General features: G+C 57.3%; 19 protein-coding genes and 5 pseudogenes. 15 read left to right on the forward strand and 9 right to left on the reverse strand.

The window, feature by feature from the left end; all coding sequences use genetic code 11:
• Positions 1-942: 942 nt before the first annotated feature.
• The 7 genes and pseudogenes from B0G74_RS33635 to B0G74_RS33665 all read left to right on the forward strand — a co-directional run.
• Positions 943-1,188, forward strand: coding sequence for a hypothetical protein (locus tag B0G74_RS33635; RefSeq protein WP_132380432.1), 246 nt, complete (start codon positions 943-945; stop codon positions 1,186-1,188).
• A 91-nt stretch (positions 1,189-1,279) separates the two neighbouring features.
• Positions 1,280-2,491 (forward strand): FAD-dependent monooxygenase, encoded by a 1,212-nt coding sequence (locus B0G74_RS33640; protein WP_132380434.1) that lies wholly within the window; start codon positions 1,280-1,282, stop codon positions 2,489-2,491.
• A 34-nt stretch (positions 2,492-2,525) separates the two neighbouring features.
• Positions 2,526-3,278 (forward strand): Asp/Glu racemase, encoded by a 753-nt coding sequence (locus B0G74_RS33645; RefSeq protein ID WP_132380436.1) that lies wholly within the window; start codon positions 2,526-2,528, stop codon positions 3,276-3,278.
• Between the two features lie 26 nt (positions 3,279-3,304).
• Positions 3,305-4,132 (forward strand): alpha/beta hydrolase, encoded by an 828-nt coding sequence (locus B0G74_RS33650; RefSeq protein WP_132380438.1) that lies wholly within the window; start codon positions 3,305-3,307, stop codon positions 4,130-4,132.
• A gap of 37 nt (positions 4,133-4,169) precedes the next feature.
• Positions 4,170-5,207, forward strand: a complete 1,038-nt coding sequence (locus tag B0G74_RS33655; protein WP_132380440.1) for a 2,5-dihydroxypyridine 5,6-dioxygenase — start codon at positions 4,170-4,172, stop codon at positions 5,205-5,207.
• A 17-nt stretch (positions 5,208-5,224) separates the two neighbouring features.
• Entirely contained in the window at positions 5,225-5,863 is a 639-nt protein-coding gene (locus B0G74_RS33660) for an isochorismatase family protein (protein ID WP_132380442.1), read from the forward strand.
• A gap of 93 nt (positions 5,864-5,956) precedes the next feature.
• Positions 5,957-6,502, forward strand: a pseudogene (locus tag B0G74_RS33665) (chorismate lyase); the annotation flags it as partial.
• Positions 6,503-6,699: 197 nt separating this feature from the next.
• Here the strand turns inward: B0G74_RS33665 and B0G74_RS33670 are convergent.
• Positions 6,700-7,461 carry a GntR family transcriptional regulator gene (locus tag B0G74_RS33670; protein ID WP_132380444.1) on the reverse strand — a complete coding sequence of 254 codons (762 nt, stop codon included), beginning with the start codon at positions 7,459-7,461 and terminating at the stop codon, positions 6,700-6,702.
• A gap of 565 nt (positions 7,462-8,026) precedes the next feature.
• Between B0G74_RS33670 and B0G74_RS33675 the strand changes: the two genes are divergently transcribed.
• Positions 8,027-8,719 (forward strand): TetR/AcrR family transcriptional regulator, encoded by a 693-nt coding sequence (locus B0G74_RS33675; RefSeq protein WP_132380446.1) that lies wholly within the window; start codon positions 8,027-8,029, stop codon positions 8,717-8,719.
• 25 nt (positions 8,720-8,744) lie between these two features.
• Here the strand turns inward: B0G74_RS33675 and B0G74_RS33680 are convergent, their stop codons facing one another.
• Together B0G74_RS33680 and B0G74_RS33685 are read right to left on the reverse strand one after the other, a co-directional pair.
• The gene (locus tag B0G74_RS33680; protein WP_243658441.1) at positions 8,745-8,912 is read right to left on the reverse strand and encodes a hypothetical protein; all 168 of its coding nucleotides are present in this window, start codon (positions 8,910-8,912) and stop codon (positions 8,745-8,747) included.
• A 562-nt stretch (positions 8,913-9,474) separates the two neighbouring features.
• Positions 9,475-9,660: pseudogene (locus B0G74_RS33685) on the reverse strand (transposase domain-containing protein); the annotation flags it as partial.
• A 3-nt stretch (positions 9,661-9,663) separates the two neighbouring features.
• Here B0G74_RS33685 and B0G74_RS33690 point away from each other — a divergent pair.
• Positions 9,664-9,819, forward strand: a pseudogene (locus B0G74_RS33690) (transposase domain-containing protein); the annotation flags it as partial.
• Positions 9,820-10,078: 259 nt separating this feature from the next.
• On the opposite strand, the gene B0G74_RS33695 reads toward B0G74_RS33690, so the two are convergent.
• A complete protein-coding gene (locus B0G74_RS33695) occupies positions 10,079-11,434 on the reverse strand; it encodes an MFS transporter (RefSeq protein WP_132380448.1) in 1,356 nt (451 codons plus the stop codon).
• 536 nt (positions 11,435-11,970) lie between these two features.
• Positions 11,971-12,726 (reverse strand): GntR family transcriptional regulator, encoded by a 756-nt coding sequence (locus B0G74_RS33700; protein ID WP_132380450.1) that lies wholly within the window; start codon positions 12,724-12,726, stop codon positions 11,971-11,973.
• Positions 12,727-13,039: 313 nt separating this feature from the next.
• Here B0G74_RS33700 and B0G74_RS33705 point away from each other — a divergent pair, with 313 nt between their 5' ends.
• The 5 genes and pseudogenes from B0G74_RS33705 to B0G74_RS33725 form a co-directional block, all read left to right on the forward strand.
• Positions 13,040-13,447, forward strand: a complete 408-nt coding sequence (locus B0G74_RS33705; RefSeq protein WP_132380452.1) for a non-heme iron oxygenase ferredoxin subunit — start codon at positions 13,040-13,042, stop codon at positions 13,445-13,447.
• Positions 13,448-13,523: 76 nt separating this feature from the next.
• Positions 13,524-14,771: an SRPBCC family protein gene (locus B0G74_RS33710; protein WP_132380454.1), complete on the forward strand. Its 1,248-nt coding sequence runs from the start codon at positions 13,524-13,526 to the stop codon at positions 14,769-14,771.
• Between the two features lie 85 nt (positions 14,772-14,856).
• Entirely contained in the window at positions 14,857-15,333 is a 477-nt protein-coding gene (locus B0G74_RS33715; protein WP_132380456.1) for a nuclear transport factor 2 family protein, read from the forward strand.
• A 12-nt stretch (positions 15,334-15,345) separates the two neighbouring features.
• Positions 15,346-16,521: an FAD-dependent oxidoreductase gene (locus tag B0G74_RS33720; protein WP_132380458.1), complete on the forward strand. Its 1,176-nt coding sequence runs from the start codon at positions 15,346-15,348 to the stop codon at positions 16,519-16,521.
• 121 nt (positions 16,522-16,642) lie between these two features.
• Positions 16,643-17,899: pseudogene (locus tag B0G74_RS33725) on the forward strand (IS256 family transposase); the annotation flags it as partial.
• A gap of 72 nt (positions 17,900-17,971) precedes the next feature.
• Here B0G74_RS33725 and B0G74_RS33730 read toward each other — a convergent pair.
• Complete coding sequence (locus B0G74_RS33730) at positions 17,972-19,510, reverse strand: methyl-accepting chemotaxis protein (protein WP_132380460.1); 1,539 nt, start codon at positions 19,508-19,510, stop codon at positions 17,972-17,974.
• A 293-nt stretch (positions 19,511-19,803) separates the two neighbouring features.
• Positions 19,804-19,994: pseudogene (locus tag B0G74_RS47700) on the reverse strand (IS6 family transposase); the annotation flags it as partial.
• Here B0G74_RS47700 and B0G74_RS47705 point away from each other — a divergent pair.
• Positions 19,993-20,316, forward strand: a complete 324-nt coding sequence (locus B0G74_RS47705) for a hypothetical protein (RefSeq protein WP_342960613.1) — start codon at positions 19,993-19,995, stop codon at positions 20,314-20,316. The pseudogene B0G74_RS47700 and the gene B0G74_RS47705 sit on opposite strands and share 2 nt — an antisense overlap.
• Before the next feature lie 409 nt (positions 20,317-20,725).
• Here the strand turns inward: B0G74_RS47705 and B0G74_RS33740 are convergent, their stop codons facing one another.
• Positions 20,726-20,917 (reverse strand): hypothetical protein, encoded by a 192-nt coding sequence (locus B0G74_RS33740; RefSeq protein WP_132380462.1) that lies wholly within the window; start codon positions 20,915-20,917, stop codon positions 20,726-20,728.
• A gap of 232 nt (positions 20,918-21,149) precedes the next feature.
• On the reverse strand, positions 21,150-21,305 hold the full coding sequence (locus tag B0G74_RS45955) for a hypothetical protein (RefSeq protein WP_020071396.1): 156 nt from the start codon (positions 21,303-21,305) through the stop codon (positions 21,150-21,152).
• Positions 21,306-21,700: the final 395 nt, after the last annotated feature.

Consider the following 21,700-nt stretch of genomic DNA (forward strand, 5'->3'; position numbering starts at 1 on the left):
CCCTGATGTCCTCGCCCATGCGCACGCTCGCAGTCACACTGACCTACGGTGCTGTCCGGCTGATGGTGGATCTTTGTGCGTGGCAGTTGCGCCGGCAGCGCTGCGCGCTTCGGTTGCTGAGTGACGGCTCCCCTGTGGCGTGTGGTTGAAGCTGCTTGAGCTCCACTTCAATGGTGGCCGGATCCACGTCGATCGCTTCGTCCAGCGAGTTCATCTCGCTCGATACGGGGCTGCGGGTAACGCAGTTCCCGTTCTTTCTCGCCGACGTCCCAAGTCTTCTCATCAATCTCCCAGCCTCTGTCCTTGACCTGGGCAATCAGCCGCTTAGCGCGCGCAGCAGTTCCGGGCCAGGGCGTTGAGGTCGGTGGGCAGGTTCATGTAAAGCAGTCTGCCGCACCGCGCGCAGTGTGCTGCCTCCGGCGCCGGCCACGTGATTGTGATCGACTGCTCTGTGCGACGCATATCAATTCGGATGGCGGCAGCGCAAACGCTTAAACATTCCTTGTCTCTAGCGAAAGCAGTACGAGTGCCGGTGTCGTTGCCTGCGCGGCCGTAAAGCAGTTTTCATTGGTGCATGCACATTTCCTGGGCGGGTTCGTGCTGAAGCCGTGGGAGGCTCCTCGCTTCGATTTCCTTGCTTTGCGTGTTCCTTACCTTGCGGTTGGGTTGCTGATCAGGAAGCAAAAAGGCGACGGTAAAGCGTTAGGCCATTTCAAAGAGATCCGGGGCTATTGCTTGCCCGCATCAGTGTCGCGCCCAGGGGCTGTTCAAAAAGCTGACGACTCTCGACGACGTCACACGCCAAGGTGCAAAAATCTCTTTGCGTTAACAATTGTACAGATATATAATTAATGCAAGTCTCCAAGTCTTTATGGGACAACTAGGCCTGTGTGTCATTGGTGACCAAGCGCAGGCGCACAAAAGCCAGGAGGAGTGAGTTTTATGGAAAACGATATTGAAAATCTGCGTGGCCAGATTCTTGGCCTTGTTGGCGCGCTGAATGCAATTGCGGCGGTCTTGCCTGACAGTACTTCGGCGCATGCGTCTGAGGTGCTGACCGATCTACTTGCTGCAACCAGCGATAGCGGGCTGTCGCCCAAGGTGACGGAGGGGATGCATTCTGCAATGCAGCAGATTAACAGTGCCTTGCTGGTATCGCTTCATCGCCCGGATACGAGTGCTGTCTGAGAGCCGATTGTTTGCGGTTAGAAATTAAAAGTACGGCCACATAAATATGAGTGGTGGCCGTTTGGACGGGTATTTAGCGGGAGTAAGCAAGATGACTAGGAAGCTTCGGGTCGGCGTGGTCGGTGGCGGTATTGGAGGTGTTGCCCTCACAAGCGCGCTTGCGCAGCAGGGAATCGAGGTGCATACGTTCGAGCGTGCCCCCGCGTTTGGCGAGATCGGCGCCGGCATTCAGGTCACGCCCAATGCGGTCAAGGTGCTGGAGGCGTTGGGTCTGGGGGAGGCGCTACGCAAGGTCGCGTTCGTGCCGCAAGCCATCGTTGGCCGGAACTGGGACACGGCCAGGGAGATTTTCCGTGTTCCGTTGGCCGACGAATGCCCGCGCCTGTACAACGCACCGTTCTTCCACGTTCATCGGGCCGATCTGCACCAGTTGCTGGTCGAGTCTTTGCCCGATGGCGTAGCGACGCTTTCGGCCGCGTGTGTTGATGTCCGGCAGACCGCGAGCAGCGCAGTGGCAATCTTCGAGGATGGTTCTGAGTTTGAGGCCGACCTGATTGTTGGCGCTGATGGTGTGCGCTCAATCGTGCGGGGCAAACTGTTTGGCGACGATGCGCCGAAGTTTACCGGCAACATGTGCTTCAGGGCGGTCGTGCCTGTGGACGGCTCGCTTGATTTTGTGAGCCCCGACTCATCGTTCTGGCTGGGACCGAAGTCGCACATTGTGACCTATTATGTCCGGCGTGGCCAGGCAGTCAATATCGTGGCGGTGAACGAGACCGCCGAGTGGGTCGAAGAGTCGTGGAATGCGCCGAGCAGCCGGGAAGAGTTGCTTGCGGCATTCGCCGGCTGGCATCCGAACATTCTCCAGTTGTTCGAGCGCGTTGGTTCGGTATTCAAGTGGGGGCTGTTCGACCGCGATCCAATGCCGACGTGGTCGAAGGGGCGGGTGACTTTGTTGGGCGATGCGTCCCACCCGATGCTGCCGTTCCTGTCGCAGGGTGCCGCGATGGCCATCGAAGATGGCTACGTGCTGGCACGCTCGCTGGCGGCGCACGGTTCTGATGTGACGTCTGCCCTGCGCGATTACGAGGCGGAACGTATTCCACGCACCAGTCGCGTTCAACTGGAATCGCGCGAGCGCGGCCGCACCTACCATCTTCCGAGCCTTTACGCCCAACGCAAACGTGATCTCATCTATCAGTTCAAGTCTTGGATCAATCCTCACTCGTCGGGTATTCAGGCGGACTGGGTGTACGCGTACAACGCAGCGGATTTCCAGTCGCGGGTAGCGGCGGTCGCTTGACGTGCGGCATATTCAACGCTTGAGGGAAATACACATGAGCAAGACCTATCGCATCGGCCAGATTGTGCCGAGCTCGAATACCACGATGGAAACCGAGATTCCCGCGATGTTGCGACTGCGGGAGAGCATCCGGCCGGAACGTTTCACGTTTCATTCGAGCCGGATGCGCATGAAGAAGGTTGTCAAGGAAGAACTCGCCGCGATGGATGCGGAATCGGACCGGTGCGCGCTCGAGCTGTCTGATGCGCGCGTTGACGTGTTGGGTTATGCGTGTCTGGTCGCGATCATGGCGATGGGGCACGGCTATCACCGTGCATCGCAGGAGCGGCTCACGAAGCACACCGCCAGTAATGACGCGCATGCACCGGTGCTGACCAGCGCCGGTGCCCTGATTGACGCGCTGAAGGTGATTGGCGCGAAGCGTATCGTTGTCGTCGCTCCATACATGTTGCCATTGACCGATCTGGTGGTCGACTATATCCGCAACGAAGGCTACGAGGTACTCGATTACTGCGCGCTCGAAATCCCTGACAACCTGGAAGTCGGCCGCCACGATCCGGCCAACCTGCCGGCGATCGTACAGACGCTGCGCTATCAGGATGCCGACGCGATCGTGCTGTCCGCATGCGTGCAGATGCCCTCGCTACCGGCTGTCGCAAAGGTCGAGGCGATGACCGGGAAGCCTGTCATCACGGCGGCGATCGCGACCACGTACGCGATGCTGAATGAGCTCGGTCTTGAAGCGATCGTACCGGGCGCGGGTGCGCTGCTGTCCGGCGCGTACTGAGTCCACCATTCGTACGGAAGCCCCCCATGTCTACCACCTTTCTGTACGGCGCGAACGTCGCCGCGAACGGCATCCGTCAGCACTATCTCCGCTACGGCGGGCCGGACGGCGCGCACCGCGAACGTACTGCAATCATCCTGATTCCAGGCATCACGAGTCCTGCCATCACGTGGGGATTTGTCGGCGAGGTGCTCGGCCGGAAGTTCGACACCTACGTGATCGATGTGCGGGGTCGCGGCTTGTCCGAGGCGTCGCCGACACTGGACTACAGTGTGGCCGCGCAGGGCGACGACGTGGTCGCGTTCGCGGTCGCGCTGGGCCTGAAACGCTTTGCTCTCGTGGGTCACTCGATGGGCGCGCGCATTGCCGCCCGCGCGGCCATGCACAAGCCAGCCGGTCTTGCGTCGGTGGTGCTGGTGGACCCTCCGGTGTCCGGGCCGGGGCGTCGTGAGTATCCGGGCAAGACGCCCTGGTATGTCGACTCGATGGCGCTTGCGCGCGAGGGCACGGACGCTGAAGCAATGCGTGCCTTCTGCCCGACGTGGACCGAACACGATCTGCAACTGCGGGCTGAATGGCTGCACACCTGTGACGAGCGCGCGGTACTCGAGTCGTACAAAGAGTTCCATACCGAAGATTTCCATGCCGACGCTGCACGACTGCATGTGCCGTCTCTGCTGATCACTGCCGAGCGAGGCGACGTGGTGCGCGATGAGGATGTCGCTGAATTGCAGGACGCGACACCGTCGATGCTGCATGTACGCGTGCCGGACGCCGGCCACATGATTCCTTGGGACAATGCGGCAGGCTTCTATGCGGCATTTGGCGATTTCCTCGGTGCACCGCTCGTATAAGACAGTCCGGTCCGCTATACCTCTAAAGGAGTAGCTCATGCCCATCAGCGACTATCAGATGGTCGAAGCCTGGAAGGAAGTGCTGAAGCTGTCGCGTCTTGAACGTGGGCAGACCGTCATGATCCTGACCAGTTCTTCCACTCATCCGCAGACGCTCGCTTGCGCGCTCATCGCCACACAGTCGATGGGTGCGGTCGTCAACCGGCTCGACCTGCCGCCAGTCAATGGTGAGAAGGCGTTCAGCCGCGATTCGCTTTCTTATCTGGGCACTACGCCGCTGACCGGTAACCGCGCGGCGATCGCCGCGCTGAAGGAGAGCGACCTGGTGCTCGACCTGATGACGCTGCTCTTCTCGCCTGAGCAGCACGACATCCTCAAGTCCGGCACGAAGATCCTGCTTGCTGTCGAACCGCCCGAAGTGCTGGCGCGGCTGGTGCCGACACAGGCCGACCGGGAGCGTGTGCTCGCTGCTGCAGGGAAGATTGGCGCTGCGCGCGAGATGTACGTCACCTCCCCGGCAGGTACCTCCCTGGTGTGTCCGCTTGGCGAGTTCCCGGCTATCGCCGAATACGGTTTCGTCGACGAACCGGGCCGCTGGGACCACTGGCCGAGCGGTTTCGCACTGACGTTCCCGAACGACCATACAGCGAGTGGCAAAATTGTGATCGACCGGGGTGACATCCTGCTGCCGCAGAAGCGCTACGTCGATGAGCCGATTGTGCTGACGGTGGAGAAGGGCTACGCGACAAAGATCGAAGGGGGGGTCGACGCAGCGCTGCTGCGCGATTACATGGAGACCTTCGAGGATCCCGAAGGCTACGCGATTTCCCACATTGGTTGGGGACTGCAACCTCGCGCGCGCTGGTCCACGCTCGGTCTGTATGACCGGGAGGCAACCATCGGCATGGACGCGCGAGCCTTCGAAGGCAATTTCCTGTTCTCGCTTGGACCTAACAACGAAGGTGGCGGAAGTCGCACCACCACCTGCCACATCGATATTCCGCTGCGTAACTGCACCGTAAGGCTGGACGATGAAGCGGTTGTTGTCGATGGTCGCGTGGCAGACCGGGCTTAACACTGAAAAGGACTACGATGACCGACATTTCAGATCATGCCGAAGCAGGCGTGTACCACAAACAGGGCTTCGGAACGCCGCTGCCCGTTCAGGGCAAGGTAGGACTTTTAATCATCGACTTCGTGGTTGGGTTTGCCGATCCCGAGGTGTTTGGCGGCGGTAACATCGGGCCGGCAATCGCACGTACAGTCGATGCGCTGGCACTCGCACGCCGCAACGGCTGGCCTGTAGCCCACAGCCGTATCGTCTACGCCGGTGATGGAAGCGACAGCAATGTTTTTTCGGTGAAGGTTCCGGGCATGGCGTCGTTGACCGAGAACAACCCGAACAGTGCAATCGTGCCGGAGCTTACGCCCGAAAATGGTGAACTGGTCGTGCGCAAGACAGTCCCCTCGGCGTTCTTTGGCACCCAGCTCGCGCCGTGGCTCACCGAGCGCGCGGTACAGACGCTACTGGTAGCAGGCGCAGTGACGAGTGGCTGCGTACGTGCGAGCGTCGTAGACGCCATGTCGTACGGATTCCGGCCACTGGTGCTTGCCGACTGCGTCGGAGACCGCGCGATTGCACCGCATGAGGCAAACCTGTTCGACATGCAGCAGAAGTATGCGGCCGTCATGCCGCTCGCCGATGCGATCGCCGCCATTGAAGAGGCGTGAAAACGCAGGCGTCTGTTGACATTCAAGACATGCAGATTTACATCAGCAGTGAACTGGCGCAAAAGCCCGGACCCTGTCGTGCACGCTAGGTCTATCTCGTATAACCCTGCGAGCGGGTCCTGGCGAGCTGCGCCGATACCCGGCTTTACCTCTCTTCAGAAGACCTGGTTGACGATGGGCGGCTCATTGACCGCCCATCTGCGTGCTCTGGGAAGGGTAGACGTGCATGTCACCCGTGAGGCAGTCGGATTGCCATGGCCGGATGAACGAGACGCACTGGGACTGGTGTCACGCGAGCGCGCATGGATACGCGAGATTGCGCTTGCCGTGGACGGTGTGCCTTATGTCGCCGCTCACAGTGTGACGCCGCTGGATGCGAGCCTGGGCGTGTGGCAGGCGGTGAGACGGCTGTGCACACGGCCACTTGCGGAACTGCTTTACGGCAACGTGGGCGTGATACGGTCGGAGCTTTCGAGTCGGCGGATAAATGCGCGGCATCCGCTTTACGATCTGGCTGCCGCGCGAATCGCTGGACCCTTACCGTACTCGCTCTTTGCGCGACGCTCTGTCTTCGTCAAGCAACAGATGCCATTGATGGTGACAGAGTGCATGTTGCCGGCCTTGTGGGAGCGACTGGCACGTGATCGCAAAACAGGTAGGTGCGTCGTTGAGCGAGCGTGCTTGTACGTAGACAGGCCGTCAGAGTTTTAAAGTGCTTGCAAAGGACATCTGCAATCCGTCTGATCCTGTGGAGGTGCTGGAACAGCGGACGTGTTTTGTAGTGGGCGGGGGCGGCCTGCAGGCAGCCGCTGCGAAGTGATGTGATGGGGGATGGATCAGGTGGGTTCATCCACGACTTCAGACTGTGTCAGTCCGGCGTCATTGAGTGTTGCGGCACCAACGCCTAGAAGGTGTGAGCGGGCGAGTGCGAAGGCGCGCGCGGAGTCTCCTTCAAGGATCGCCTGCATGATCTCCTGGTGCTCTTCCCCGGTTCCGGCCTCGCGACTAAAAGGGCGGCGGCGATTGATCGTGTGCCGGATACGATAGACGTGCCACATCAGATGCTCGTGAGTCTGTCGCAAGATGGGATTGCTAGCCCCCTCGACAATAGTCGAGTGGAAATCGTCGTTAAGTTCGAAGTATCTTCGATGATTACCTTTTTCCAAGGCAATTTGCATGAGCTCGCAGACCTTGCGCAGCTTTCTCAGCACCTCGTGTGGCCGGTTTCGTGCGACGGTTTCGGCGGCGGCAGCCTCGAGCAGGGACAGCACCTCAAATGCACCGTTGATGTCTGACGCGTCGGGCTCCGTCACCACGGCACCGACGTGAGGTATCAGTTCCACCAGTCCCTCTGTTTCCAGAATCCGGAACGCATCGCGCAGTGGCGTACGCGAAACTCCGAATTCCTCGCATAGCAGCGGCTCGGGCAGACGCTCGCCAGCCTGCCAGCGGCCCTCCACTATATCCAGTCGAAGCTGTTCCAGAATGGCAACGTGCATCGATTCCCTGCGCGCGAGCGCACGGCCCATCTGAGCTTTCACAGGCATTTCTCGCAATTGATCCTCGCCATGTTCTGGGGGCACTGCGCCTTCGGACATCGGACATGGCCGCAGGCTGGGCCGGAAATTATACGGACATGATCCTTCGCGCGATAGCGGCTTCGATCGCCCGCAAATCTTGATTGCCACTGAGCAGCTCCGGTCAATTTTCCCATTAACGCATCCAGTTGCGATGCAAACATCACTGGCACGGTAAAGAAGAGCCAGAAAACGTATTTGGCACAATAGGTATTTGTATGTAAATGCTGAAAATCAGCAGGCACGGAGCCGTCTGATCGTCGCTTTTTTGTGCGTGCGGACTTGGCCAATTTTCAAGACTTTACGTCGCTATCGGCCGGCGGAGCGGCGATCAGCAACGTGCTTTCATGAAATACCAGTTTCCAATTTCATGAGATTTTGCACCTTTGTACGATGTGGACGGAGATGTTTGAGCTCGAGTTGAAGACGCGGATGAATTCGGCAAGCAGCTCGGAGGGGCCATGGTCTGCGTGACATTGACTACGTTAATTTTAATGTGCGGACGTATAATTAGGCGTTTTCGCCTAAGTGACTGACAGTCCACAAGCGAACTGCATCAAGACAACGGAATCCAGAATTTATAGTTATGAAAAAACAATCAGAAGGCCGTCAAGGCGCTTTAAAGCGCCGCGGGACGCTTGGACGACCAGCCGGCGCCACAGAAAATCAGAAGGAAAGCATTCTGGATGCAGCCGAGGTGGATTTTTCCCATCACGGATATGCAGGTACGACGTTACGTGAAGTGGCCGTGTCGTGTGGCGTGACGCAAGCTTTGATCACTTACTACTTCGGAACCAAGCAGCAGCTCTTCGAAGAAGTATTCCTCCGCCGAGCGACGAAGATATCGGATGACCGCGTCCAGTTGCTCAGAGAAATTGAGGCGCGTGGAAAGGATGTAGAGCTGGCGGAAATCGTTCGCGCATTTCTGAAACCCATCATGGCGCTGCGTTCGACTGTCTCGGGAAGGGCGTTTATCCGGCTGCAGGCACGGTTGCACACTGAGCCACCGGAAGTGTCCTACAAACTTCGCAACCTTGCATATAACGAGTCTACCGGTGTTTATGTCCAGGCATTACGCAGGGTGCTTCCCGGATTACCAGAAAAAGATCTGTACTGGCGGGTAACGCTGATGATCGGTGCATATCTCTATGCATTCTCGGACAGTCACCGGCTCGAAGTGCTTGCAAAGGACATCTGCAACCCGTCTGATCCTGTGGAGGTGCTGGAACAGCTGACGTGTTTTGTAGTGGGCGGCCTGCAGGCAGCCGCTGCGAAGTGATGTGCGGGGGATGGGTCAGGTGGGTTTATCCACGCCAGTCTTTGCCGAGGACGGGCACGATGAAGCTGATAACCTGAGTGTCGAAGCCGTCGAACAGCATGAGTAGCGCGCAGAAGCCTACGATCAAGTACTCCCTTCTCCCGATTCGATGACTATCGATGAGGTCGTAGACATTCACTTGCCGTGCTTGCATGTCGTTTTCCTTGCAATATCAGGCGTATCGGCCCAGGCCGCGTTTGCCAACGAGTCCCGTTGTGATGCGAGCTCCACTGCGCGCGGACAATCTTGCTGGCAGTGGGTTTGGACCGGCTACCTTCGTGTGTGTCGAAAAAAGCATGTTGCGTCCGCAATATTATATGAACGTAAAATTATGCATGTCTGGGGTATACACTTAGAAGTTCGCTGGCGGAAGCAGTCTGGACCTGTTCCGTGCAGAGGCTGATAGGAAAGGGTTCTTGCTCAATCTGCTTGCGCTGTAATTTGTTTGTGAATTGAGCGGAAATCGAGGGTGCCGCACAGATTCGCAATCGGTCGTATTTGAACATATGTGGTCCTCGCGGCTAGGATCGGGTTAGTTCAAGAGCGTACTTTCCCAGGAACGTGCAACCTTTCGTACTGTGGTCGAAGGCTGTTTCGGCCTTTTCGCCGGGAAAATTTCCAAATCCGGCAACCTTCCATTCAATGTAAGCGGCTCGCCTGGGCCATTCGTCCATTCGCTTCCGCGTGAGGCATGATGGTGATCAGGACCTGCCCAGTCAGGTTCCGGGATTCGGTGGACTGGCTGGCTTGTGCAGCTTGTCGGCCACACGCCAAGGCAGGAGCTCGTCGATACGATTGATTTTGTGTTCAGCGACGTGAATTAGCACATAGTCCAGGTAGGCACGCGGATCGATGTCATTCAATGTGCAAGTGCCGATCAGCGAGTACATCGCGGCTGCCCGTCGATGTATTCCCTCATCGGCATCTGCAAGCTCGGTGGCTTGGATCCCGAGGCGTATCCGCGTCACGTCCTCACCAACATCGCAGACCGTCCGATCAATCGGGTGGATGAGCTGTTGCCGTGGCGTGTCGCCGCTTCGCTGCGTCCGGCGTCAACCTGACGCAGCAACGTGTCAACCACGGCCGTGATGCACCGCTTACCATACAGCGTAACCGAACTCTGTGCATTGCTGACACGATGCACAAGCCGATAATAGACAGTGACTTTATAATCAGTAATCTTAATCATATAAGACCGTATTGAAAGATCTATTTTACGGTCCCAACCACGACTGCTCGTAGCGTGTAAATGGATACACGGGGCCAGTGCCGCGGGAAATTGTGATTGGCAGGCCGTTTTTTAGCTCTCTCGACGGATTGTCAGGCGTCTCGAGCTACGACAGACGAAGGTAGTGACTTTGTACTGCCGTAACGCAATCCCATGAATCCGACACAAATTGCCGCGATCACTGCCGGCGCGGCGGCAACGCGAAAGATTGCGTCCGGTGCCCAGTTCGCGGCATATAGCACGCCGGCTAGATAGGTACCTCCAGCTCCGCCGAGGCGGCCGACACCGTACGCCCATGCAACGCCTGTCGCGCGTAGTCCCGCCGGATAGAAGATGGAACTAAGAGCAACGACGCCTTTCTGGCCACCGCTGACGCAGAAGCCGCAACAAAACACGGTGAACACCAGTAGCCAGTGCGCCGCGCCAAGCGCGACCGAAATTGCCAGCATTGAAATGCCACCGAACAAATACAGCACGGACAAAATCCTGTATGGGCCGATCCGGTCCATCAGAGGTCCCATCGCGAGGCCGGCTGCCATGCCGCCGATAGTGCTGACAGCGGTTGCCCAGACGACGAGTTCGGCGGAGTAAGACAGTGAATGCAGTACCGTCGGCAGCCAGCTTTGAAGAAAATAGAATTCCGCCAGGTTGATAATGAACACACCCCACAGCAAAAATGTACCAATGCGCAGATGTGGCGAAAACAGACCTTTGATGTGTGTGTCGCTGGTGTCGTCCTCATTCGAAGTGAGGACGGTGTCGTTCGGCAAAGTGAATTTGGGAAACAGTCGCCGTGCCGTTTTCAACAGATCGTCGTGCGAGCGGCGCCGAGCAAGATATGAAGGCGACTCTGGCAAGAAAGGGATCAGCACCAGTGAAAGCGCAATGGGCCCGAGGCCACCCACCCATAACGGACCGGTCCAGCCAACACTTGGGATCATCGCCCCGCAGCAGAAGCCAGCAACCGTAAAACCGAGGGAGTACCCGACGTAAATTAGCAGAACAAACGTTGCGCGCGTCCTCTTAGGGCTGAATTCGGACGTGAGACCGATAGCGCAGGGTGCAGCTGCGCCCAAACCGATGCCGGTAAGGAGTCTGAGTACTATTAGCTGCGGCGCGTTCGTAACGAAAACGGTTAGTACTGTGAAAAGTCCAAAAATGGCAGTCGACAGAACCGTCATTTTTTTGGGGCCGAACCGGTTCGCAAGAGGCGAGATGCCGAAGTTTCCCATCAGCAACCCGACAAACGCGGCTGAAAAAATGGTGCCGAGGATAGATTTCGGCAGATGCCACTCCTTTGCGAGGACGGGCACGATGTAGCTGATTGTCTGCGTGTTGAAGCCATCGAACAGCATAAGCAGGGCGCAGAGCCCGAGGGCGACGTACTGTGCTCGCCCGATGCGATCACGATCGATCACGTCGTGGATGTTGACTTTCCTGGGTTCCATGACTGCTCCAATGCGATTCGGGACCGTGGTTCAAGCCATCGCCACATCCCGCGGGTTACTGAACATACAGCCGCGTGATGGGTTATACGATCCAATACGGTCGGCGACGTCCGATCCACTGATCCCTCTCGATTCAACAAGGATAGGTGAGTCGTTGTATTAAAAATATTATATGGCCATAAAATTATATGTAGTCGGTGTAAACCCTCGCATCCTGTTGGTTACGGCATTTTTGCAGTTTGACGGCGAAGATCTGCTGTGGTCGCGAGACTTTCCGTCGATCGCCGACGAGCTTTCACGGATCTTCCCGAAAGCAGATTTTCCTCAGGGACGGCGATGCTATCGACTGATCAATCTGATCCCGTCACGCGCGCGTGGCGCCCGTCACGGGATGCAGGCTTTTGAAGTACCGACATGCCGTCAAGCACATCTGCAACCCGGCCGATCCCCTAGAGGTGATCGAGGAGCTGACGAGTTTTGTGGTCGGTGGCCTGCAGGCGGGCGCTGCGCAGTGATTGATGCGGGGCGGGTGGGTATCAGGCGGGCTCGCCGGCGACGAGCGGCTGAGCCAGTCCGGCGTCGTTGAGTGTTGCGGCGCCCACGCCCAGAAGGTGTGAGCGCACGAGTGCGAAGGCGCGGGCGGATTCTCCATCCATGATGGCCTGGACGATGTCCTGGTGCTCTTCACCGGTTCCCGCCTCGCGGCTAAACGGTCGATGCCGGTTGATCGTCTGCCGGATACGATAGACGTGCCACATGAGGTGCTCGTGAGTCTGCTGCAGGACGGGATTGCTGGCGCCCTCGACGATGGCGGCGTGGAAATCGTCGTTGAGTTCGAAGTATCGGCGATGATTGCCTTTTTCCAGGGCAATCTGCATGAGCTCGCAGACCTTGCGCAGCTTTCTAACTACCTCGGGTGAGCGGTGGCGTGCGACGGTTTCGGCGGCGGCTGCCTCGAGCAGTGCCAGCACCTCAAAAGCACCGTTGATGTCCGAGGCGTCGGGCGCGGTCACGACGGCGCCGACATGGGGTATCAGCTCTACCAGTCTCTCTGTTTCGAGGATCCGGAACGCATCGCGCAGCGGCGTACGCGAGACGCCAAATTCCTCACACAGAAGGGGTTCGGGCAGCCGTTCGCCGGGCTGCCAGCGGCCCTCCACGATATCGAGTCGAAGCTGCTCGAGAATGGCAACGTGCATCGACTCCCTGCGCGCGAGCGCGCGGCCCATCCGAGCTTTCATAGGCATTTGTCGCAATTGATCCTCGCCATTTTCCAGGGTCACTGGGGCCATCGAATACCGCCACAGGCCGGCGCGGAAATTATACGGACTTCTTCCTTCGCGCGATATCGCCCCGCTCGCCGCCCATCTCCTCTACCATCGACCCCGCAATCGGGCGGCTTCCGGCAGCCCGCTCAATCGTGACGCCTTTTCCGATATTTATAACAACGTACAAATACAGCTTGCTAACCTGTGATCATCGGTCGCGTCGTCTGAAACGTCCTCTGGACCGCCAAGTTTACGGGGTTTCTTACGCTAAGTGGGAAAACAGCTTGCGACTCAACAAAATGCGATATACGATAATGACAAGTGGTAGCGCGGGGAAATGAGTCGCTGCCGTCACGTAACGTTCGCCGCTTTGCGGCTTTCTTTGAGAGAGGTCAGCGTGTCTTGGCTCAATGTCGCAAGACTGTCCAATCTAACGTCGGAGTATCCGGCCGCGTGCAGTGTAGGAACCCATCGAATTGCGATCTACCTTGTCGATGGTGTCGTGTATGCGACGTCAAACATCTGTACGCATCAGTTTGCTTTGTTAAGCGATGGATATCAGGAAAACGGAGAAATCGAGTGTCCTTTGCACCAGGGGCGTTTTGATGTGCGGACGGGGAAGGCGCTTTGTTCACCCCTGACCGTCGACCTGGCGACCTATGAGGTGGATGTGCGAGGAGACGAAGTCTGGGTTTGCATCCAGGACGCTGGCGAAATAAGTGTCGGTATGGGTGCCGGTCGATGAAAACGAGAAAGGGCATATCGTCGGCACGGCTGTCGCACAAGATAGCCGGTGCTAGGCGTATTTAAAGGAGGCGAGAATGAGCGATGTAAATGTGCAGGCCCAACGGATCGAGTGGCAGAAAGAGGGCGTGAGCCGGGTGCCGTTCGATATCTACACCGATGCGGCACTTTACGAAGATGAACAGGAAGCCCTGTTTAAAGGGCCGATCTGGAACTTCGTCGGGGTCGACGTGGAGGTTCCTAAGGTAGGCGATTTTAAGACAAATTTCGTTGGCGACACGCCCGTCGTCGTCGTGAGAAGCGCGGAGGATACCTACAGCGCATTCGTGAACCGTTGCGCGCATCGAGGCTCGACCCTCTGCTACGAGAAAACGGGCCATCGCGATGCGTTCACGTGCGTCTACCACAATTGGTCGTACGATCTTGAAGGAAATCTGAAGACAGTTGCATTCCATAAGGGTGTTCGCGGCAAGGGTGGTTTGCCAGAGGATTTCCGTAACTGCGATCACAATCTTCAGAAACTGCGGGTCGAATCGTTCTGCGGCCTTCTGTTTGTGTCATTCGAGGAAAACGCACCTAAGCTTGAGACATTTCTCGGGCCTAAGATGTCTGCGCATATCCGTCGGATCTTTTCGAAGAAAATCCGGATCCTTGGGACGTTCTCGCAGCATATGCACAACAACTGGAAGTTGTACATGGAAAATGTGAAGGACTCCTATCACGCAAGCCTGCTTCACACTTTCTTCACGACTTTCAAGTTGAACCGGCTTTCGATGCAGGGCGGCCTGATCCTGGATGGCGACGGCGGTCATCACATCAGCTACTCGAAAATGGCGACGGAGTCCGGCACGGGTACGGACTATGAGGACGGCAGTCTGCGTGCGCAAAAAGATGATTTTGCTTTGCACGATAACCGGATCCTCAAGAGCTGGCCGGAATTTGAAGACGGCATCACGCATGCCATTCAAGGTATTTTTCCGAACCTCATCGTCCAGCAAATCCAGAATTCGCTCGCTTTGCGTCTGTTGATCCCCCGTGGAGTCAACGGGTGCGAACTGGTGTGGATCATGTTTGGTTACGAATCAGATACCCAGGAGGAGACGGATATCCGTGTCGCGCTGAGTAACCTGGTCGGGCCTGCAGGTCTCGTATCCATGGAAGACGGAGTGATTGGCAGCTTCGTCCAGCGTGCGATCGTTGGTAACCAGGGCCGTGAGACGGTGCTTGAAATGGGTGGGCGGACCGTTGAGAGTCAGGAGTCGCGAGTCAGCGAAGCATCGGTGCGTGGTTTCTGGCAGGCATACCGCAAGTACATGAAGCTGTAATCAGGCCATAGAAAACACGACGGGACGCGCACGATAGGTGCCGCGCGTCCCGCACAAAAGATCTACTTAATGAAGGAGCGCAACCGTGTTGGAATCCAGCGAACTTTATCATCGCGTGAGGCCTCTGTACGATGCTTACGCAGACTGTATCGACGAAGAGCGCTACGACGAATGGCCTGAGTTTTTCGAAGACGTTTGTTTCTACCAGATTACGACACGAGAGGCGTATCGCGCCTCGATGCCAATCGGCATTATTCAGTGCAACAGCAAGGGTATGCTGATTGACCGAATCAACTCGATGCGCAAGGCGAACATCTTTGAGCCGCAACGGTATCGGCATTTGCTCGGTGCGCTTCATGTGGAGTCTGCGGACGACGGAACGATCCACGCGCGGATGGGATTCGCGGTTGTGCGAATTCTCGAAAGCGGCGACAGTATGCTGTTCCTGTCGGGCATTTGGCGCGACGAGATTGTCGAGACAGCAGAAGGATTGCGGTTTCGCAAGAAGTTGACCGTACTCGATTCTAGCCGCGTGGATACCCTCATCGTAGTACCTGTCTAAAATGGTGATGCGATGAGTAGCAATACCGACTATCCCATCGTTATCGTTGGCACCGGGTTCGCGGGTTATACAGTTGCCCGTGAGGTACGGCGCCGCGATCGCTCCATTGGCGTGCTGATGCTGAGTCGCGAGGATGGCAACCAGTATTCGAAGCCGATGTTGTCGAATGCGTTCGCCGATAAAATGTGCCTCGAGCAACTGGCGGGCACACCGAAAGAGCAGATGGCGAAGCGGCTGAATCTCGAGATCAAGTCGAATATCGGTGTTGAATGGATCGACTCGGCCGAGCACTGCGTGCATCTTTCTGATGGCAGCCGAGTTGGGTATGGCAAGCTGGTGCTCGCTGTCGGAGCGCGGGCACGTCTGCCTAAATTCGGAGGAAGCGCAGTCAGCCAGGTGCTGTCTGTCAATACTCTGGCCGAATATGGGGCATTACGTGCGGCGCTTGACGGAAAGTCGAGTGTTGCGGTGATAGGTGCCGGGCTGGTCGGCAGTGAACTCGCGAACGATTTGGTGGCCGGTGGCTACAGTGTCGACCTGCTCGATGTCTCGGCGCGGATGCTCGACCGATTTTTACCTCCGGAGGCGGCAGATGCGGTGACACAGGCATTGATCGCCGAGGGAGTGCGCTGGCATCCGGGGGCGGCTATCCGTTCCATCGATACTGCAGATGCGGACGCTCACCAATTTCTGATAACGGGAGATAACGGCCTGCACATCGCGTGCGACGTAGTAATCGCTGCGATCGGACTTGAACCGGAGGCCGTCCGTGTCGTGCCGTCGTTTGAAACTAATCGGGGCATTGTTGTAGATAGTTATCTGCAGACGTCGGCACCTGACGTTTATGCGATTGGGGACTGCGCGGAAATCGACGGCAGTGTGCTTCCCTTTCTTGCGCCCATTCAACATGGAGCGAGGGCGTTGGCCGCGACGCTAACCGGGACGGCTACTCGGGTGTCGTATCCTCCGATGCCAATCGACGTCAAAACCCCAGCGCATCCTGTTCGCGTACTCTTGCCGCCCGCTGGCATTAGCGGTGGATGGCAGATAAAAAGCAACAGCAACGCTGGTGTATGCGCAGCATTCGTGGAGGATGGTGGGGCAATTTCTGGTTATGCGTTATCTGGTGATCAGATTAGTCGAGAAGACGAGCTGACTCGGCTATTAGCGACGAGGCCACTGGCCTGACGGTGAAACTACCGTCAATTTCTGCAGTTGCCGAATCTCAGGTCATTTGCGTGAGGCAATGGCGGGGACCTATCCGTAATTTCGTGGGCGAGGCATATCATGAAGGATAAAAGTCATAGATATGCCGATCGTGAAGAAGAAACGTACCGTCGCCTCGCAGGCAGCGGCCCGAGGGCCGCTGCCTGCCCTGCCGGAAGGTCTGCTCGATGAACTGGTGAAGGGTCCACTGACGCCCGCCGAGGTTCAGGACCTGATGCTGGCTTTCAACAAGGCACTGATCGAGCGCGCGATGGGTGCCGAGATGAACATGCATCTCGGGTACCGGCCCGGTCAGCCCAAACCATCTGCGCAGACCAACGAACGCAATGGCGCCAGCGGCAAGACGGTGATCACCGAGCGCGGCCCGCTCAGTGTCGATCTGCCGCGCGATCGCGAGGGCAGTTTCGAGCCGATCCTGATTCCCAAACACGAGCGCCGTTTTACGGGCTTCGACGAACGCATCATCGCGATGTACACCCGGGGTATGAGCGTGCGTGAGATCCAGGCGTTTCTGGCGGAAAGCTATGGCACCGAGGTTGTCACCCGATTTCATCAGCTCGGTCACCGATGAGGTGATGGCCGAAACGCTCGCCTGGCAAAGCCGCCCGCTCGAAGCGATGTATCCGGTGGTGTTCTTCGACGCGCTGCGCGTGAAGATCCGGGACGACGGCGTGGTGAGCAACAAGGCCGTCTATCTCGCCCTGAGCATCCAGGCCGATGGCCAGCACGACGTGCTCGGCCTGTGGACCGAACAGACCGAGGGGGCGAAGTTCTGGCTCAAGGTGTTCAACGAACTGAAGACGCGCGGATGCCATGACATCCTGATTGCCGTGGTCAACGGCCTGAAGGGGCTGCCCGGGGCGATCGGTGCGGCTTACCCGCGCACTACCGTACAGACCTGCATCGTGCATCTGATTCGCAACAGTCTGGAGTTCGCCAGCTACAAGGACCGCAAGGGCGTCGCTGCGGCGCTGCGTCCGATCTATGCCTCCGCGAGCGAACAGGCCGCCCTGCAGGCGCTGCAGTCCTTCGCCGAAGGGCCATGGGGAACGAAGTATCCGACCATCGTCCAATCCTGGCAGCGAGCGTGGGAACACGTCACGCCGTTCTTCGTGTTTGCGCCCGCGATCCGTCGGGTCGTAGACACAACCAATGCCATCGAGAGTCTGAACCTGCAACTGCGCAAGATCATCAAGACCCGTGGCCACTTCCCCAACGACGAGGCCGCCATCAAGCTGCTCTGGCCGGCGCTGCGCAATGTACTGGCCAAGTCCGTACGGGCCGCATTCGACGGAAATCTGCGATGAATGAGTTTGCTATCCTGTTTGGCGAGCGCTTCACTCTCGCTCGCGATAAGAACTTTTTAAACCGCCTCGCATACAAAATTGCGGACAGGTTCCGCGCTATCCGTTCATTCGGCGATCTGGAAAACCGCGACCGCCTCGCGCAATCCTTGCGCTTGGTCCGCCATCGACTGGGCAGCTGCCGAAGCCTCCTCAACTAGCGCCGCATTCTGCTGAGTGACTTGGTCCATCTGACTGACTGCCTGATTGACTTGCTCGATTTCCATGCGTTGTTCTTCGGAAGCCGACGATATTTCACTCACGATGTCAGTCACACGTTTGACCGATCGGATAATTTCACTGATTGTGCGGCCGGTTTCTTCAACGAGCTTTGATCCGCCATCTACCCGCTGTACCGATTCCCCGATCAGGTTGTTGATTTCTCTTGCAGCGGAAGCGCTACGTTGGGCCAAGGTGCGAACTTCGCCTGCCACGACTGCAAAGCCCCGTCCTTGTTCGCCGGCACGTGCTGCTTCAACTGCGGCATTAAGCGCAAGGATATTGGTCTGGAATGCGATGCCCTCGATGACCGCAATGATCTCTGCCATCTTGGAAGAACTATCTGAGATTCCATGCATTGTTTCGACTAGACGTCCAACAACGTCTCCGCCCCGGTGCGCTGTTTCCGATGCTACAGCCGCGAGTGTGGTCGCCTGCTTTGCGTTGTCCGCGTTTTGACGGACCGTAGCAGTGAGTTCTTCCATGCTGGATGCGGTCTGTTCTAATGATGCTGCCTGCTCTTCAGTGCGCTGGGAAAGATCGGTATTTCCCGCAGCGATCTGGCGGGACGCCACGCCAACCGTACCGGCGGAACGCCGGACTTCGCCGATGACCTCCGCCACACGTGCCAGCAAAGCGTTGAAGGCCGTGGCGGTACGGCCGATCTCGTCCATGTGTTCTACGCTCGCCAGATGGGTCAGATCCATGGATTGACTGACGTGATGCAGGCTGCGCTGAACGCTACTGAGGCCTGAGGCGATCAAGCGATAAAGCTGCATGCCGAGAAGGCCACTTACGACCAGCGTTGCGATCATGCAGGTACCTAGTATCCAGAATGCTTTTGTGTAGGCGGCGTTATTCGCGTCACGTACATCCTGGCTGAGCTTATCGTTGTAGGCTATATGACGTTCCAGATCTTCGAAGAGCTTAGTGGCGGCATCATGGACTGCGCCGTCGATCAGCATGCTTTTCGCGCCATCAATGTCACCTGAGACCGCTTTCGCCTGGAAAGCGGCAATTGCTTGTCGATATATGACCATATCTGACTTGTCGGTCGCGAGTAATTGGCGATCGGTATCGTTCGAGGAGTTATTGCGCTCGTAGATTGCCATGCGCTGATCGATGCCATTGCTGACGGCATCGAGTGCCTGCGCGACAGTCGCCTTCTCGCTAGAGGGACTCATGAGGTATCGGAAGTTGAGGCGGCCGAAAACACTGGCTTCGAATTTGATTCGGGCAAGTTCTTTGACGCTCGGAAGAATGTTTGCCTGGACATACTCGAAGCGTTGCTGTGCCTCGTGGAGCCGCCAAAGGCCGAGGCTTCCAACGAACAGCAATGCTGCGAGCGCGGTGGCTAATACGAGAATCAAACGCTTTGAGATGGTCACGCCGGCTCCATGCACAGAATGGTGGGAACCCTTTATTTCGGCATCGATCACGAAAACTTTATGGTTGTACAATTAATTAATTTGGCGCGATTTTGCGTTTCCCTGTGCCGGAATCGAAAGGTGATGGGTGCCCAGAAGATCCTCTCTAGTCACATTGCGAAGACTGCCCTAGGAAATCATCGACCTGCTGAGTGCCGACTAGTTTGAGACGAATACGCGCGTACGGCTCTGCGACGTTGCTGACCTTGAGTCAAGATAACGGCGGGTGAGACCCTTGCTCTGAAAACGGTCGGCGGGACCTGGGTGCATTCGGTGAACTCGCGCCACGCAACAGCCTGGATAAGAGTTGTTCGCGATAGAGCAAGGCACGTAGCAGGTGCTGCTTCAGTACAACGCGTTGCCGTATCGGTTCGAAGCTCGAGGGGAACGCCTGTGTCCGCTTGGAGGTACAAAAACCGAGCATGCGCTGCTCGCGTTCACGCGTGAGCAGGGTGCTGTTCGCCCCTTATTCAGCCGTGCGCTTGCTTGGCGAAAAAGCGTTTCACGCTTGCCAGCGCTGGATCGACGATAAGGAACTTCTGTTTCGCGAGATCGATCTAATGACCCGTCAGGTTGGACAACTGCTGCATCTCGCCGAAGTCAACGAGTCGCAAAACTTCAATTTTGGAGCGGTAAGCAGCGTTGATGTCACGCAGGACGTCGTGTCGTATCTCGAGCGCAAGGCCGACAGGTCTCAGGTCACGCTTCAACTCGAGGCCGATGCCGACCATCGCGACCTTCATACAATACCTGCCTACGCGCTTTAAAGGCCGCCCATATCGCTGATTCTATCGACGATGCCGCCGGAGAAGGGCTATTCGTACTTTCCGTGCATTTTCTGGCGGTTTGTACGAAAAATCATATTCACATCAATGAGTTAAAAATCCGTCAAGTTGCAAAAGCCTGTGAGGCCGCAGACCCTTGCTACAAGCGGTTTTCTTGCGCCGCTACCGCCAGATTTTTCACGGATCGAACGAATTCCCCACTGTTGAGTGGCTACCGACCAGCACGGCGCAACAGAAAGCTAGCAATGGATTCTCGTCGTGCGGGTTAGAAACATTCGCTTGCAAAACAGGAACAAAATTACTTGAACCGACGGAGAGAAAAACAGGGCCGCATTTTGTCCGTCCGACTTTACATTACATAATTGATCGACGTTTAATCGTAATCCTATGTTTACCAGGCCGGAGAGGCTTCGATTTGTGCAGGACGTTGCTGCACAAATTCTGGATTCGCCCATGCCTTCAGGTTGCGCGGTGACAATTTGCGCAGGGCGGGGAGGGCTGGCTTGCGCTGGATCAGTGTGGCGACACGCTCTTCAAGTTTCTGATAATCGAAACGTCGAAGGGGAAAGATTGCCTGTCTCACGAGGCCACGATGAAGCGTCTCGAATTGACGACTGGTGACCTGCCAAGGTGTTGGATGCCGTGGACATGGAGGCTGGCTGGTCGCTGGAGGAGCCTGAGCAGGCGTCAACTCCGTTACCATCGCCTGGGTATGTGAATCCGAAATCAGTAGCTCAAACCCGCCAGTTCTCTTCGGAGCCTGGCGGGTTTTTCTTTGCCTGCGGGGCGCGAGCTACATACGGCGGTGGAGTCGCTCAACCGTTCAGTTGCGATTCGACGTTCAGAACGATCCGTGCGACCGGGTTGCTGTCTGCGGACTGCGGCGCGAACTTGATCTGGGCGAAGGTGACGATACCGAGAGCGACGACCAGGAGTGCTCCAGACGCGGCGATGCGGGTAAGGTATTTCACAGGGACCTCATTTTGATGATGTAGACAGAAACTGGACGTAGCTGACAGGCGTGTCGACTCAACTTCAGCGGCATCCCGGTCCGCCAACCCGGCAACGCCGGACGCGATCGTCGGATCGCGCTTGCCGATTGGACGAATTTTGTGCAGTGCAGTATAACACAACCATCAGGTTGCATCTATCGATCACACGGGCTTGTGCATTGCACTATAAATGGTTTATCCGTATATCCGGTGCGACATCCCGTCGCGAGCGGATGCTTAATTGCTTGAGCATTTCGTGTATGAAAGATTTCTGTACGCCATAAGGGGCCGCCATGCTCGCAGGCACGGACGATGTCGAGGAAGCCGTCTCGGCAGTCTCCCCGCTGGCGCCTGCTAGTTGAAGATGGGTTTGC

The sequence above is a fragment of the Paraburkholderia sp. BL9I2N2 genome (assembly GCF_004339745.1).
In the GTDB taxonomy this organism is placed as follows: domain Bacteria; phylum Pseudomonadota; class Gammaproteobacteria; order Burkholderiales; family Burkholderiaceae; genus Paraburkholderia.